The sequence below is a fragment of the Sinomicrobium soli genome (assembly GCF_003285545.1).
Lineage (GTDB): Bacteria > Bacteroidota > Bacteroidia > Flavobacteriales > Flavobacteriaceae > Sinomicrobium.
Genome location: NZ_QLNV01000002.1, coordinates 309,550 through 325,426, shown reverse-complemented (window position 1 = coordinate 325,426; position 15,877 = coordinate 309,550). Strand labels below are relative to the sequence as shown.

The window sequence follows — 15,877 nt, the reverse complement described above, 5'->3', positions numbered from 1 at the left end:
ATGAAAAAAGTATCAGCATTTTTGATTTTTTTGGCTCTTGCCATGAGCACGGCGGCCCAGCAACGGCAGGCCCCGGCCTATCCCCTGGTTACACACGACCCCTATTTCAGTATCTGGTCGGTGACCGACGGGATAAACGCATCGCCTACACAGCACTGGACCGGTACGGAACAGTCGCTGCTCGGGCTTATAAAGGTAGACGGGAACACCTATCGTTTCCTGGGAAAGGAAAGTGTGAGCTATAAAGATGTCGTACCGGCGGCAGACAGTAAGGGCTATAAGGCCAGAAGTACGGAATCTGATCCCGGGAAGGGCTGGGAACAGCCCGGGTATGACGATAGCGCCTGGACATCGTCGGCGGCACCTTTCGGGGATAACGAACAGGCGGGGACGTCCTGGAAAAGTGATGACCTGTGGTACAGGAGAACCTTCGACATGCCCCGGAAAACCCGGGGGAAAGTTCTTCTGAAACTCCGGCATGACGATAACGTCAAGGTGTATATCAACGGAACGCAGATCTATGAGTGCGAATGCTGGAACGAAGCGTACAAATATTATGAGATCCCTGAAAATGTACTCGGTGCGCTGAAGAAAAAAGGTAATGTGCTGGCGATCCATGTACGCAATACCGCGGGGGGACAATGGCTCGATGCGGGACTGGTGGAAAAAGTGGAGCCCGAAGAAAAGGCCCTTGCCGCAAGACAAACCGGGCTTAACCTTTCCGCCACACAAACGGAATATACGCTGGAATGCGGACCGGTAAATGTAAAACTCACCTTTACATCTCCTTTGCTGATGGATGACCTCGACCTGTTTGCACGACCGGTTTCCTATATCTCGGTAAAGGCGGCCTCCGGGGACGGCAAAGAACACAAGGTACAGGTATATTTAGGGGCTGCCTCGAGCCTGGCCTCGAACCTGCCCGTACAGGAAATGACTGCGGAAAGAGCTTCAACAGGCAACCTTTCTTATCTCAGGACGGGTACGGCAGAGCAGCCCGTACTGGAGAAAAAGGGAGACAACCTGCGGATAGACTGGGGGTATTTATATGTGGCCGCTGCCAAAGAAGCCCGGACCACACAGTATGTCACCGAGGCTACCGGGGCTGCCGGAAACTTTATTTCCGGCCGTTTCGGGAAAAAGGCCGTAACCGGTGGCAGACAGCTGATGCTGAATACGGTATTCCCGGAAGAAAAACTAAAGGAAGAAAAGGAATACCTGGTGATGCTCGGATATGACGACCTGTATTCCATTCAGTACTTCGGTGAGAACCTTCGTCCCTGGTGGAATAAGGACGGGAAAAACACCATACAGAATGAATTGGAAGAAGCCTTTGCGGAATACGGTGAGGTCGTCCGGAAATGCGAGGATTTTGACCGTACCCTAAGAGCGGAAGCCGTGGCTGCCGGAGGAGAAAAGTATGCTAAAATATGTGAGATAGGATACCGGCAGAGTATAGCGGCCCACAAGCTGGTGGAAAGTCCGCAGGGAGAACTGCTGTTCCTCTCCAAGGAAAACTTCAGCAACGGGTGTATCAATACGGTAGATGTGACATACCCGTCTGCCCCTCTGTACCTGAGGTATAATCCCGAACTGCTGGAGGGTATGCTTTCGGGGATATTTTATTACTCCGAGAGTGGCAGGTACAAGGAGCCTTTTCCCGCACATGATATAGGGACCTATCCGTTGGCCAACGGGGTAGTATACGGCGAGCCCATGCCGGTGGAAGAGTCGGGGAACATGATCATCCTCACGGCTGCCATTGCTTATGCCAGCGGTAATGCCGGTTATGCGAAAAAGCACTGGGAATCCCTGACCACCTGGGCCAATTACCTTGCGGAAAAGGGATTCGATCCCGGGAACCAGCTGTGCACCGACGATTTTGCCGGGCATCTTGCACGAAATGCCAACCTCTCGGTAAAGGCCATTGTAGCATTGGGAAGTTACGGGTACCTGGCCGATATGCTGGGCGACAGGGATACCGCGGAAAAATATACCGGGATGGCGAAAGACATGGCGCTTAAATGGAAAGAACTTGCCGGTGCGGGAGATCATTATGCGCTTACCTTTGACGACAGGAATACCTGGAGCCAGAAATACAACCTGGTCTGGGACAAGATCATGCATTTCGGCATCTTCCCGGAGGAGGTCTATGAGACCGAAATTGCCTATTACCTGAAAAAACAGAATGCATACGGACTTCCGCTGGACAACCGGTCGGATTATACCAAGTCGGACTGGATACTGTGGACGGCCACCCTGGCCGGTTCGAAAGAAACGTTCCGCACCCTGGCCGATCCTGTGTACCGCTTTGCAACGGAGACCAGGAACAGGGTCCCCATGAGCGACTGGCATTTTACTTCCAGCGGCGACGTAAGAGGCTTCCAGGCACGGAGTGTGGTGGGAGGATATTTTATCAAGATGCTCGGAGAGCGCTGGAAGAAATAATACAGCAAAAGTAATACCGATCCCGGCCGGCAGATCAGATATAATGGCATAAGCCTTTTTGCCCGAAATCAATGTCTTTTTGCCTGAGTAAGAAAATAAGCCATGCCAGCCGGCCGGGATTTTACCTGATAACCGGGATTAAAACCTGACTGCTGTCCGGGCTGCCCCGGGGTTTCCGGTTTACTGAATGAGATTTGAAATGCTCCGGGTGTACACCCGGGTATGGTCTTTACCGTATGGTCTTCCTGCGGCTGAGGTACCGTAGTATTACTGCAAAAACCACAATAAGGATTGCCGGGATAAGGAAATGGTAATACGGTGCGGGTTTTTCACCCTGCTGCAAATCGCCGTAATACACGAATGCCCCCCAGTAATACGGGGATTTCCTGGTGTTCGGGGTCTTGTCGTCGGTGAGGTAATCTGTTTTGGCTTTCCGGTTGGCAGCGGCGGCTCCGCAACTTTCATAATGCTGATAAAAAAAAGCCATTAATTGTGCGGTAGCGCGATCGTTGACCTTCCAGAGCGAAAAGAGGAGTCGTTTTGCACCGGCATACTGAAAGGCGCGGGCCATACTTATCGGCCCTTCGCCTTTTTGCAGTTTGCCTATTCCGGTCTCACAGGCACTGAGAACTACCAGTTCAGGCCTGAATTCCATGCTGTACAGTTCGTGCAGCAACATCATGTCGTCGCTGAAGGCGATACCAGGAGGCACTACAAAATTGCCTCCGCTGGCATGTGTGGACAGATGAAGGATACCGTAGTTTTTTGCATTCCGGGTAAAAAAGTTCCTGGTGGCATTGTTCCCGGTGATGATCGTAGCCTCTGTCAGGGCATCGATACTGCGGGCTTCCTCTATGGAGTAGGGCAGTGCTTCGGGAGTGCCTTCGAAAACGGGAAAAATACCGAGTAGTTTTTTCCCGGTTACGGGAGGTGGCGGCCGGTGGTAAAAAGAGGCCGAGGTGAGGTAGGAAACCTGGTGCCGGTACAGGAGGAACGGCATGGCTTTATATGAAACATTCCCGCTCTTTGCGGTGAGCAGGGTCTCGAAAGGAATAAAGGACAGCAATCCGTCCGGTACGATAATAAGGTTTTTTCCGGAAACCGGGAAGGGGAACAGGTTGTTGTAAAGCGCATGGGCTTTCCGGGCATAATCGGACGGGTTGTTGTTTATGGTATGCGGGTTTTCAAAAAGGGAAAGGTATTCCCTGATCATCTCATCAGCCCCGGCAGTATTATCTTCCCGGTACATTTCCACACTGTGGGCACTGACGGAAAAGGTAAACCGGTGTTGTTTTCCATAAAAATAAACTACCATACAGGCGTCGTCTTCCTGTAGTTGTTGCCGTATGCTGTTGAGGGAGGTCTTCGGACCTGAACCTGACATGTCCGGATATTTCAGGTATGCCTTTTCGTACAGTGTTCCCAGCTGTAGCTGGATATCATTGAGCGACTCCGTATAGTGTTTTACGGAGTCTTTCACATCTCCCGAAAGCTGGGCACGTACCAGCTTGTTGACGACCTGCTCCTGCCGTACAGACCATTTTTTTATATCCGGGAGAAGGGGGGCACCGGGAAATGCCTCGGTAAGCGATCTGCGGTAGCCGGTCTCTTTCAGAATGGCAGCCTTACTGTTTTCTGAATAATCAAATGCGCGTACCATAGAGGAAGGGGCTCCCTTATCCCTGTACATTTCATAAAGCAGGGCAATACATTTTTCACTGCGGTCCCTGTCGTCCGACAGCTGCAGTATTGCAGATTCCTGTGTGGTGATCCGCATTCTGATAAGCTGCGATACGTGAAAACTGAGGTCGTAGCATTCCAGCGACCTTTCCGGCTCGGACTGAAGGGCGGCCATAGCGTCGAAAACGGATATAAACACATTTTCGGCATACAGTATTTCCGGGGCGGGCAGGGTATGTTCCCGGTGTTGGGGCAGTAAGAATCCCAATGCGCGGAACAGCAGGTCTTCGGCTTTGGCATACTGGTGGCCCAGGGAAGCCAGTTCGGCTTTTTCCACATAAATCCTGGCCAGTTCCCTGGCGGTAAAAGATTGTTTCAGCAATTCGTTTTCTGCCGTATACAGATAATTTTCCGCCTGGGAGAGCTGCCCTTTTGCCCTGGCGAGCTGTGCCATATTGCGGTACAGGCTGGAAGCGGTCCCGGGATGCTTTTTGGAGGTCTTTTGAAGCAGTTGCTCTGCGGTGTCGTATTGTTCCAGCGCAAAATAATTGGTTGCCAGGTTGTTGAGCAGGGCTGTTTTCTGCTCCGGGGCAGAAGAAGAGGCAGACAGCCGTGTTTCCAGGAGGCGGATGGCCATGCGAAAATTTCCCGCATTGTGATAGACTACCGAAAGGTTGAGAACGGCTGCCGTTTCCTGTTCGGTATCGTTTTGCTCCTGTGCCAGGAAGAGATAAGACTTAATGGTGTTTTCAGCCCGTACGAGATTGCCGGAAATGGTATACAGGTTTCCCAGGGGTTTGAGACAGAATTCGGTAATGTCGTAATCCCTGATCCCGTGGTCCCTGTAGTTTTGCCATGCCTTCTCATACAGGGCTATGGCCTTCGGGTACATGCCGGATTCCCGGTAATAATAGCCCATATTACATTGTAAGATCAGCAGGGCGGTATATTCTTCCGGGTTGCCTGCCTGTGAAGCGTATTGTATCTCTTTTGTTTCCAGTTGTGCGAGAAGCACGGGCGAAGGGGTTGCGGAAAGCCGGTCTACATCGTCATAGATGTGTGGGGTAAGCTGTGCGGCAACCAGCGAGGCATACAGTAGCAGTACAGCGGTCAGCCATCGTTTTTGTACTGTTTTTTTGTCGTATCCGCCGCTTAGAACTTCCATATGGCATACAGCTGTATCTGACTGTGCGGACTGTTGAGGTTATAGATATACCTGGCACCGATACTGGGGCCTATCCGTGCGAACCCTGCATTGAACCCTGCGAAGATCCCCGTCTGAAAATGATCGAAGGCACGCGTAACGTCGGTTTGAGTGATCCTGTCTCTGGTATCGTCCCTGAAATCTATATCTTCCGAGGGTATGACCAGGGAATATTCACCGGTGGTTGTGGTGCATTGCGTACTGCTGAGGTCGGTCCTGAGCTGGATCCCGCTACCCACGGCCAGGTAATTGTTGATCGTGTACCGGTACGATACGGGAACCATATAGAGCGAGATATTGCGATACTCCTCCAGGGCCTTTACCCTGTAGGTGTCTATAAAATTATTGTCCCTTACGGCCTCTTCGGTAAATGTCTTCAGCTTGTCGAAGGAATTGGCAGAGAACATGAGCTCTGCCTGCAGGTAACCGCGGTAGGACTTATAGGGAGAGATTGTGACCCCTGCGAAATACTCCTTGTGATTGTCGAGCCCGGGACTCCACATATAGCCTGCCTTTGCCCCTATGGATATCCCGGGAAGGAAGCGGGTAGTGGCGTAATTGGTGATGACAGGTTCGTTCTTGTCGAAATAGATGGCGGTACGGCTTTTGGTCTTTTTCTTGTGAAAGTCCGGGGCCGGTTTTATCCGGTATTTTACAAACCCCTTGGTAGAGTCGTATTCCTTGACATTTTTCTGTTCACTTCCGGGCAGGTATATGTTTTTAAAGGTAAAAACGGCCTTGTTCTCCTTGTAGGTAGTATCTATACAGCTGTAAGACACCTCTTTTTCATCCGGGCATATCGGGCATTCGGGGTAGAGGTCCTCTATTTCAATGGTGCTTTTATCGAACATTTCCGGGATGTCGGTCTCCAGCCGTATGGTGCTTGCCGGTCCTTCGCCATTGTTCTGGAACCTTATCTTGTAGCGGAAGGTCTTGAAGCGTACCAGGCGGTAGTTCATGACAGTGGCATTGGAAGACATGCGGTTGGGGTCGTGGGAGGTGACTATTTCCATTTCCATGTCCTTTACCTTGTGGTTATCGTAGTTCTCATCCGGAACATAGATACTCCTTACGGTGACTATGGCACTGGTATCTTTCAGCATTTCCGGGGTGGTTCGCAGGGTAAAGAAAACATTGCGTTCCTCCCCGGGAGCCATCCGGTCAAATTCCAGAATGCTCCAATCCTTGTAATAACTTTTTGATTCTTCGAGGGTAAGGGGCAGGTTTACCCTTTCCGTAGAATCCTGTAATTGTTGCTTCGGAAGGGGATTTCCGGTGGCCGAGGCCAGCAGGGTCTCTCCGTCAGACACCGTCCCGGTATAGGCAAAACCCGCTTCGGGTACTGGTTTTTCCCCGTTATAGGTGCGGGTATCCGTAAGTTCGAAATTCCGGTCCCTGTATTGCTGTTCATTGTAAAAAAGATATAATTTTCCCCCGGTAACATAGGGTTTGGGGTTCCTGTAACTTAAGATAACGACAATGTCTTCTTCCGGAACGGGTTCCCGGTTTCGCTGAAGCAACAGGTCTTCCCCGAGCAGGGCCTGGTCGTTATGACTTTCGGTAATTTCCCGAACTTCGATTTTTTGTGGTCGGGTAGCGGGGGTTTTGCCATTGTCGTAATGGTTGGTGGCCCATAAGGTGACCTCGTACGCTCCCTGTTTTCCATACACATGCCTGGGCCGTTCTTCCCGGCTGTAATGACCGTCCCCGAATTCCCAGAAATAGGAATAATAAGCCTTTGGTGCCCCGGCCATCTGGATCAGGGCAGGGGGATGCGGCAGGAATTCCACGGCATTGCCGGAAAGGCCGGGGGTGAAGGTGGCGGTTCGCTGTACACTGTCGGATAACTGCTCTTCCTGTGCGGTGCACACGAGAGAGAAGAGGATGGCGGTTATCAGGATATACGGCAGCCTGCCCGGTGATGATATGTAGCGTATAGGTGTGGTCATCTTTGTGTTTTTTAGCATTTCGGGTTCAGGGTAAGTCATTCACGGCGGAGACAAGGGCCCCGGAGCCGGCCTTTTGAGTTTCACTATGTGCGAGGGTGTACATGGTATTTCCGGAGATCGTTATTTCCTTTATTCCGTACCTCCATTGTCCGTCTTCTTCAGAGAGGAAGATGAGAAAGGCTTCCTGCCCGTCCGGAACCGGGTAAGGAGCACGGAACATACCGGTTTCCCTGTCGTAATGGCATTGTACCAGCCCGTTGCTATCGTTGGGATAGGTGATATATACCCGGGAATTATCACCGTTGTACCCTTCCGAGACCAGGACCCGGATATCGTCTTTGGCTTCCGAAGAAATTGCCGCACCGCTTATGGCCCTCCACCTGCCAAAAGGGACAATAGTGGTGTAAGCATCGTTTTCGGGAAAGAGTTCTCCGGTAACGGGCAGCCACAGGCCCGTTCCGTTTTGCATTTCGTCCCCGTTCCAGAGGCTCAGTTCCTGGTCGGGTGCTCCGATAAGTGAAAAAGGTACGGAAAGCTGTATTTCACAGTTACTGAAGAGTTCGGTGTCTTCCTGATACAGCCGGAAGCTGAAGAACGCACCCTTGTTCAGTAAAACCGTAGTACCCGCATCCGTGCGGGCCAGGGATGAAATGCCGGCAAGGAGTGTGCTGCTCCTGTCATAACACTGCATGAATTCCAGTCTTACCTCCCCGTCAACTATCGTTCCGTCCGGGGAGATCAGGCAATCCGGAAAGATCCGTATCCGTGTGCCGTTGGCTGTGGCGGCATCCAGCCCCTCACCGGTGTTGAACACAAAGGTCTCTGCCAGACTATCCGTAACCTGTTGCTGCAATTGCCGGAAATCCTCTCCCCCCGGCGGATCGAACACCACAGTTTCCGGCGGGTCGTCGCAACATGTTTTACGGTCGCAGCTGCCGACCAGGGGATAAAGCAGTATAATGAAAACACAGGGGAGTATTACAGACCTCATATCGGTATTGGTTTTGGCTGGTGATTCAAAAATAGCAAAAAAGTTTGTTGAAAAGGCTATTCTTGTACATCGTATCCGGTAGCCGGGTTACGTACAGGCCGAAATCCCGCCACCGTAAATCACTACGGCACGGGATTTCTGCACTAACGAACCTGAAAAAATAGTGTTGTGGAAGTGCTTGTATGGCGTTGATGATATTCTCTTACCACCACCAATCGATGAGCTCAACTACTGCCGATGCTGCACTTGCCGCTCCTGCGCCTATACCTGCACCGGGAAGAGCACCTACGCCACCTGCAAGGGCACCTGATATAGCCCCTCCGATAGCCCCTTCGACATCCGATTTTCCCACGCATTTCCAGCAATATGCTGCAACCATATCGGTTTCTGCATTATACCAGTTGCTCTGTGATTTTTGTACGTGCATTTCATTGTGCCAGTATGCAGCTGAATGGCGCGCAACGGTGGTGTAATTTAAAAGAGCATATTTTTCAATCTCCTCCATCTGGGTATCGGCAAGTATTTTTTGCTCAGCTACCTTGATATTCTCAATAAAGTCCAGGACTTGATCGGTGGCTGTTCCTTCCTGATTGTCGTCCAGATCAGGGAAAGCGAGAATGGGTCCCTGAGGTTTTAAAATATCGCAGATCATCGGAATGTATTTACAAAGCCTGTCTAATGGTCCCGGCAGGTGTATTTCTACTTTGCCATAGAGGTCGAACACCTCGTTGTAAACTTCGATCTCCGATGCTCCGAAATCCATTTTTTTGGTTTTGTGAAAATCTTCTACCAAAGTCATGAGTTTTTCCCGATTTACCTCTTTGGTATTGAGGTCGATGTGGGTGATGAAATAATCCAGAAACTCGTTGTGGAGTACTCCCTGATTGTCATAGGGGTTTTTTTCATTACGCATTTCCTTTGCGGAGATTTCCCGTTCCTTTTTAGGGATTGGCATGGTGTCATCTTCCTGATCGCAGGAAATCATTACTGTAAGTACTGTGCATAAGGCTATAGCCATTTTTACTAACTTTTTCATCTTGTTCTGTTTTTGAATTATCCTACTCTGTTCTTTAGAAGGCTTTTCGGAAACCGCCTTTGTTTTTCTGTTTATACGAGTATATCAAGAGATAAAAAGAATTGTTACCCATGGCATTGAGATTTTATAACGGATGCTGTAAGATCAGAGGCTGATACGAGTACTAATAAAGGATTGAAATCGCACTGGCATAAGCACCGAGAATAGCACCTGCGGTATCGTTCATGAGTACCGTTCCCACAGCAGTGCCCAAAGCATCAGCATATATGGCATCACATGCCAGGCAAGGTCTGGCTGCGGCTTCGCTTTGTATGGCGTACCCGTACCAATTGTTTTTCGATTTTTGTACATGCATTACATTATGCCAGTATCCGGCCGAATGCCGGGCAACGGCGGTATAATTCAACAGTGCGATCCGTTCTTCGTCACTCAGCTTTGTATTTGCCAATATCTTGTCTTCTTCTGCCCTGACAGCCCGCAGGTATTCGACAACACGATTGGTATGGGTACTGTCGTTATCTGCATTCCCATCGTCGCTGAAAAACGGCCCGGGAAAAGCAGGGGTGGGATCATACGGACCGGTAGAGCCACCGTCGCAAAGAATCGGTACGTATTTACAAAGGTCAAATGACAGATCGGAGCTGTTCATGGCTGCTTTTTCGTAGAGATGCAGGTTTTCCTTGTAATTTTCAATATTGACAGCTTCAAAATCCATTTTTTTAGAGTCGTAAAACGCTTTGGTAATGACGATCCACCGGTCCGGAGTTATATCCTTTACATCATCGGTGTGTTCAATATAGTAATCCAGTAGCTCATTGTGTAGTATACCCTGTTTATCATAAGGGTTTTTTTCATTGCGCATTTCCTGTGCGGTAATTTCCCGTTCTTCTTCTTGTTCCGGGATCAGATCTTCCTCTACATTGTCACATGAGATCATGCCTGTAAGTACGGTGCATGTGATCAGGGCTGTTTTTAAGAATGACTTTTTCATAACTTAATGTTTTTCGGGTTTTAATGATTACTTTTCGGAATGCAATTCATTCCCTGTTTCGCCTTTATATCAAATCGTTTTTTCTTTTGTTACCCATTCCGGGAAAACTTTTTTTATTTTAGTACTGTAATCCGGTAATACACTGAATAAATATGGCAGACAGGAAAGTGCATGACGACCAGAAGTACATAGAGGGGCTTCTGCAAAACAACACCCTGGTCGTCAGCGCCATTTACGAGAGGTTTGTACCCAAGGTGGTCCGTTATATCTGCAATAATAGCGGAGATACTTCGGATGCCGAAGACATTGTCCAGGAGGTACTGGTGACTATATACAAACAGGCCCGGGACAAGGGGTTGCAGCTTACCTGCCCTTTTGATGCCTATTTTTTCCTGCTTTGCAAACGGCGGTGGCTGAACCGGCTGAAAAAACCTTCCGGGAGAGAGGTAACAATGGGAGAACATGATGTATATAAGGATGAAGGGGCGGAGATCCTGGTTATGGAAACCTGTATAGAGGACGAGAAGGAAAGGATCTTTGCGATGATGTTCGATCGGCTCGGCCAGGTGTGCAGGGAATTGCTCCGGATGAGTTTCCGGTTGAAATCGATGGAAGAAGTGGCGGAGAAAATGGGGATGACTTACGCTTATGCCCGGAAGAAAAAATCGCTTTGTACCGGTAAACTGGCCGAGATGGTCCGTCAGTCCCCGGAATATGAAAAACTAAAATCCTCCCTCTAATGGAAGAAAGAGATGCTATATTATTTGAGGCCTATCTTTCCGGGACCCTTTCGGCCCCGGAAAGGGAAGAACTGGAACAGCGACTGGAACGGGATACAGGTTTCAGGGATGCTTTCGGGATGTTCAGGGAAACCCGCGGATACCTGGAAGCTGCTTATGAAAAAGAAGCGGAGACAGAAGCTTTCAGGGAAACGGTACGCCAGGCTTCCGGAGCTTATTTCGGAAATAAGAATGGGCAGTACTCACTGCATTCCCCGGCGAGAAGAAGGATAAAGCCCTGGCAGATTGCTGTGGCCGCAACGGTACTGGTACTTCTGGGGATATTCTTTTCACCTCGTATTGCTGCGCCTTCTTACGGGGATTATGCACATTACCCGCAGATCAGCCTTGCCGTAAGGGGTGATGGTGATGCTGTATTGCAACAGGCGGAACAGGCTTTTAATACGGGAGATTACGCCGGGGCGGCAGCGTCTTTCGAAAGGCTGCCGGAGGAAGAGCGCAGCCAGCCCGGGATCATGCTGTATCACGCCATAAGCCTTGTGGAGCTGGAGGAGTACAAAAGGGCCGACGGGATGTTCGAAACCCTCTTCACCGGGGCCTCGGCATTTAAATATGATGCCATGTGGTACGGTGGGCTGAGCCTGCTTAAACAGGACAGGAAAGAAGCGTGCAAAACACTGCTCGGGCAGATCCCCGAGAGTTCCGGTCACTTTGCGGAATCCCGGGAACTGCTGGGGAAATTGTAAGAATTCAGCGTTTGCCCAGGCGTATGGACTCCAAAATCCACAGATCCTGTTGTATTCGGGATGGACATCTGAAACGGGTGATGCCTGCGGGGAAAGAAAAACCTGTTCCTGTTGTACGGGCGTGAAATGACTTGAAGAAAACAAAAAATGCCGGAGCAGCACATGGCAGGCTCCGGCATTTTTTATGTGTGATACGACCGCCTTTTTACAGCGATCCGAATAATTCGTCCATTTTTACCTTCTCCTCATCGGCCAGGTTGGGATCTACGAGGATACGCCCGCTGTGCTCGTCGGTAATGATCTTTTTTCTGGAAGCGATTTCCATCTGTACCTGTGGAGGGATGGTAAAGAAAGATCCTCCCGAAGCTCCTCTTTCGATGGCTACGACAGCCAGTCCGTTTTTGACACTGCCGCGTATGCGCTTATAGGCCTTTACCAGTCTTTCGTCGATGAGTTCCTGGTATTCGAGCGACTTGTCCTTGAGCATGTTTTCCTCCTTCTCCGTTTCGGCAAGGATGGCGTCGAGCTCCCCTTTTTTATGCTTGAGATGGTTGTCCCGTTCTTTAAGCCGTTCTTTGGTCTGGGCAATAACCTCTTTTTTCTGCTCTATCTGTGCCTTGTACTCGCGAATGTGTTTTTCGGAAAGCTGTATTTCCAGTTCCTGGAATTCCATCTCCTTGGTCAGGGAGTTGAACTCCCTGTTGTTCCTCACGTTCTTCTGCTGGTCGGAGTATTTCTTGATCAGCGCTTTGGAATCTTCTATAGCGTTTTTCTTATTGGCAATTTCCTGGGTGAGATTCTCAAGCTCGACGCCCAGCTTGTCCAGGCGTGTTTTTAACCCTTCCACTTCATCCTCGAGGTCTTCCACTTCCAGGGGAAGCTCTCCTCTTACATTAGCTATTTCATCTATCCTGGAGTCAATTAACTGCAGATCGTACAGGGCTCTCAATTTCTCTTCAACAGTAGCTTCGGTTTTTTTTGCCATAGGTTATAAATACTTGATGGAATTTGTATTGCAATCTGATAATACCACCTTACCCCCAGGCAAGGCAGGTGCAAAATTATGAATTTTTTTTGTAAGATGCTCAAACAAAAGATTTTTTGTAAACTGCTCACTTTCATAGTGTCCTATATCTGCGATGATCATTTGTCCTTCGGCCTGGTAAAATTCGTGGTATCTGACGTCGCCTGTAATGAAGATATCGGCACCTGATCTCCTGGCATGGGGAATGGCAAAAGCACCGCTTCCTCCCAGCAGGGCTACTTTTTTAATCTGCTTTTCCGCCGGCCCGGAATAGCGAATTACAGGGAGCTCCAGGTCGTTTTTAAGCTTTTCCAGGAATTCCGTTGCGGGCAGGGCTTCAGGGAGCATACCGGCCATTCCCATACCTATGTGCTGGTTGTTGTTCTCCAGGGTGGTTATTTCATAGGCCACCTCCTCATAGGGATGATGCCCGTAGAGGGCATTCAATATCTGTTGTTCGAGATGCCTGGGAAATGTAACCCCTATCTGTACCTCGTTTTCGAAGTGTACTTCCCCTTTTTGTCCGATCACGGGGTTGCTGTGTTCTTCTCCCCGGAAGGTGCCCGTGCCGGCGGTGTTAAAACTGCAGTGGCTGTAGTTGCCTATGGTACCTGCTCCTGCGGCAAAGAGGGCATTCCTCAGCCTGTCGGCATCCTTTTCGGGCACAAAGGTCAGCAGTTTTTTTACGGTGCCTTTCTGAGGTACCAGGATATGGCGGTCCGTAAGCCCCAGAACATCGCAGAACGCTGCATTGAGCCCGTAGAACGAATTGTCGAGGGCGGTATGGATGGCGTAGATGGCCACATCGTTTTTGACCGCCCTGATCACGGTGCGTTCCACATAGGAGCTTCCGTTGAGCTTTTTTAGCCCGGAAAAGATAATGGGGTGGAAGCTCACAATAAGGTTGCACTGCTTTTGTACCGCTTCGTCCACTACTTCCTCGAGGGTATCGTGGGTAACGAGGATACCGCTTACCTCCGCATCCGGATCGCCCACCAGCAGCCCGGTATTGTCGAAGTCTTCGGCATAAGCCCGGGGATAGTCTTCTTCCAGTAGCTGTATGATATCGCTGATCAGCATGAGATTTCTTTTTTGGATAGGTGTTAAACGGGTGAAAAAATACAGTATAAATATCCCAAAAACAAATGGTTGTTATGTTAATTTGTCAATTCGTCAATGTGCCAATGTGCCAATGTGCCAATGTGCCAATTTGCCAATGTGCCAATTTGCCAATTTGCCAATGTGATAATTTGATAATGGGTCAATGTGTCGATGGGTCAATATAAAAACACCTCCTGCATGTGCGGGGCAAGCGGGAGGTGTTCTCTTTCGGGGATGTTATTGTACCTTAACGTTCTATTGTACCGGGTTTTGTGTCAGTGTTCCCGGATAGGAGTTAATGGCATCCTGGGGAATGTAGTATACCACGCGGAAATCTGTAGCGGGTATATCTTCAGGCTGCCTGTGAGGCCCGGGGTAATGCCGCGTCAGTGCTTTTCCGTTGCGGAATACATCAAAACTGCGTTCTGCCTGGTAGGCCAGTTCCAGCTGGCGTTCCTTGTCGATACGTTCACTGGCATTGGAGGCATCCAGCGATCCGTATCCGCCGTTCGGGAGGGAACGTTCTCTTACGGTATTCAGGTCCTGCAGTGCCGCGCCGTAATTTCCGAGCTTGGCATAGGCCTCGGCACGGTTCAGGTATATTTCGCCCAGCCGGCTGATCACCGGGGAGTGCAGGTGGGATTCCTCACCTTCACGGGAGGCTTTTGTGATATAGAACTGCGGATACGCACGATTGAGGGTGATATAGTAGTCTATGACCCCTGTATAGGTGTTCCCGTCCTTATATTGGATAGCATAAACCTCCTGTGAAGCATCTACGGGGGTCAGGGTATAGGTGTCGCCATCTTCCCGGCAGGTTATCGTACTCCCGCTCCGGCTGATGGTGTCCTGTACATAGTTCTGCAGGCCATCTTCATTTTTGATAAAGCGGAATACCTCGGTATACTCCCCGTCCGGGTTTTCCGAATAGGTGGGCGCTATAAAGGCCGCACGGGCATCTACCATGTCATAACTGTCCGGGCGCCAGTCGTTACGTCCGGTTTCATTGAGCAGGTCTATGTATTTTGCGCTGGCATACATCTCTCCCCAGCCCATACCGCCGATATTGGCATACATACCTCCTACGCCGTAATAATGATCGTCTCCCGAGAATTCGGAGGCTACCCGCTTAATGGCAAATATGGTTTCCGGGTTATCTTCCGGGACGTAGGTGTTATATCTCATAAACTGTTCCCGGGGGAGCAGGCTGTGTTCGGGAGAATTGATCACTTCGTCTGCATAATCTGCGGCGAGTTGTGCATATTCGGTATTGGGAGCGGCATACGTACCACTCATATAAAGGTAAATACGCGATAACATGGCCTGGGCCGCTTCTTTTGAAGCATAGATATTTCCCCTGTTCACGGTAAGCAGTTCTTCGGCTTTTTTCAGGTCGCTGATAGCCTGCTCATACGTTTCCTTAACCGTCGCACGATCGGGAAGTTCCAGGTTGATGACATCTTCGGGAGTCCCGTTGACGATCGGTACGCCCAGGTTGGTTTCCGGGTTTTGATAATACGGACGCCCGAAGGCACGGCAGAGGTAGAAATACATCATTCCCCGGATGTAGTAACATTCTCCGAGATTATTGTCAATCTCCTCACTCTGCGCTTCTTCTATCATGTTGATAACGTTGGATGCCTGTGCAATAGCCTTGTACCCCGAGTCCCAGAACTGGGTCAGCCGGTAATTGTTCGGCGTACGGGAATAGGAAATAAATTCGTAAAAGGCATCGGTAGACGAACCGCGGATCATCATATTGTCACCCGCATATTCTCCCAAACGGTGCATGGGGTCTGACCATGCTTTCAATTGGGCATACATCCCGTTGATCAAGGATTCGAGATTGGCGTCGGGGTCGTTAACTACATTCTCCGCATCCATATCCCCGTAGGGTTCGCGGTCTATATCACAGGCCGAGAATGCTGCTGCAACCCATATGGCTATAAATATCTTTTTCATCGTTG

At 49.9% G+C, this 15,877-nt stretch carries 11 protein-coding genes; 3 read left to right on the top strand and 8 right to left on the bottom strand.

The window, feature by feature from the left end:
- A complete protein-coding gene (locus DN748_RS03355) occupies positions 1–2,448 on the top strand; it encodes a glutaminase family protein (RefSeq protein WP_112370341.1) in 2,448 nt (815 codons plus the stop codon).
- A gap of 229 nt (positions 2,449–2,677) precedes the next feature.
- Here the strand turns inward: DN748_RS03355 and DN748_RS03350 are convergent, their stop codons facing one another.
- The 5 genes from DN748_RS03350 to DN748_RS03330 form a co-directional block, all read right to left on the bottom strand.
- Positions 2,678–5,293 carry a CHAT domain-containing protein gene (locus DN748_RS03350; protein ID WP_112370340.1) on the bottom strand — a complete coding sequence of 872 codons (2,616 nt, stop codon included), beginning with the start codon at positions 5,291–5,293 and terminating at the stop codon, positions 2,678–2,680.
- Positions 5,281–7,281 (bottom strand): PKD domain-containing protein, encoded by a 2,001-nt coding sequence (locus DN748_RS03345; protein ID WP_112370339.1) that lies wholly within the window; start codon positions 7,279–7,281, stop codon positions 5,281–5,283. Before DN748_RS03345 ends, DN748_RS03350 begins: the two co-directional genes overlap by 13 nt.
- 25 nt (positions 7,282–7,306) lie before the next feature.
- Positions 7,307–8,272, bottom strand: coding sequence for a hypothetical protein (locus DN748_RS03340; protein WP_112370338.1), 966 nt, complete (start codon positions 8,270–8,272; stop codon positions 7,307–7,309).
- Between the two features lie 202 nt (positions 8,273–8,474).
- Positions 8,475–9,308, bottom strand: a complete 834-nt coding sequence (locus DN748_RS03335; RefSeq protein ID WP_146746550.1) for a hypothetical protein — start codon at positions 9,306–9,308, stop codon at positions 8,475–8,477.
- Positions 9,309–9,471: 163 nt separating this feature from the next.
- Entirely contained in the window at positions 9,472–10,299 is an 828-nt protein-coding gene (locus tag DN748_RS03330) for a hypothetical protein (protein ID WP_112370336.1), read from the bottom strand.
- A gap of 152 nt (positions 10,300–10,451) precedes the next feature.
- Here DN748_RS03330 and DN748_RS03325 point away from each other — a divergent pair, with 152 nt between their 5' ends.
- Both DN748_RS03325 and DN748_RS03320 read left to right on the top strand, forming a co-directional pair.
- The gene (locus DN748_RS03325; RefSeq protein ID WP_112370335.1) at positions 10,452–11,039 is read left to right on the top strand and encodes an RNA polymerase sigma factor; all 588 of its coding nucleotides are present in this window, start codon (positions 10,452–10,454) and stop codon (positions 11,037–11,039) included.
- On the top strand, positions 11,039–11,785 hold the full coding sequence (locus tag DN748_RS03320) for a hypothetical protein (RefSeq protein ID WP_112370334.1): 747 nt from the start codon (positions 11,039–11,041) through the stop codon (positions 11,783–11,785). The genes DN748_RS03325 and DN748_RS03320 overlap by 1 nt, the downstream gene beginning before the upstream one ends.
- A 205-nt stretch (positions 11,786–11,990) precedes the next feature.
- Here the strand turns inward: DN748_RS03320 and DN748_RS03315 are convergent, their stop codons facing one another.
- The 3 genes from DN748_RS03315 to DN748_RS03305 all read right to left on the bottom strand — a co-directional run bounded on the left by DN748_RS03315 (position 11,991) and on the right by DN748_RS03305 (position 15,872).
- A complete protein-coding gene (locus DN748_RS03315) occupies positions 11,991–12,770 on the bottom strand; it encodes a zinc ribbon domain-containing protein (RefSeq protein ID WP_112370333.1) in 780 nt (259 codons plus the stop codon).
- 3 nt (positions 12,771–12,773) lie between these two features.
- Positions 12,774–13,889 (bottom strand): Nif3-like dinuclear metal center hexameric protein, encoded by a 1,116-nt coding sequence (locus tag DN748_RS03310; protein ID WP_112370332.1) that lies wholly within the window; start codon positions 13,887–13,889, stop codon positions 12,774–12,776.
- A gap of 276 nt (positions 13,890–14,165) precedes the next feature.
- Positions 14,166–15,872, bottom strand: coding sequence for a RagB/SusD family nutrient uptake outer membrane protein (locus DN748_RS03305; RefSeq protein WP_112370331.1), 1,707 nt, complete (start codon positions 15,870–15,872; stop codon positions 14,166–14,168).
- Between the last annotated feature and the right edge of the window lie 5 nt (positions 15,873–15,877).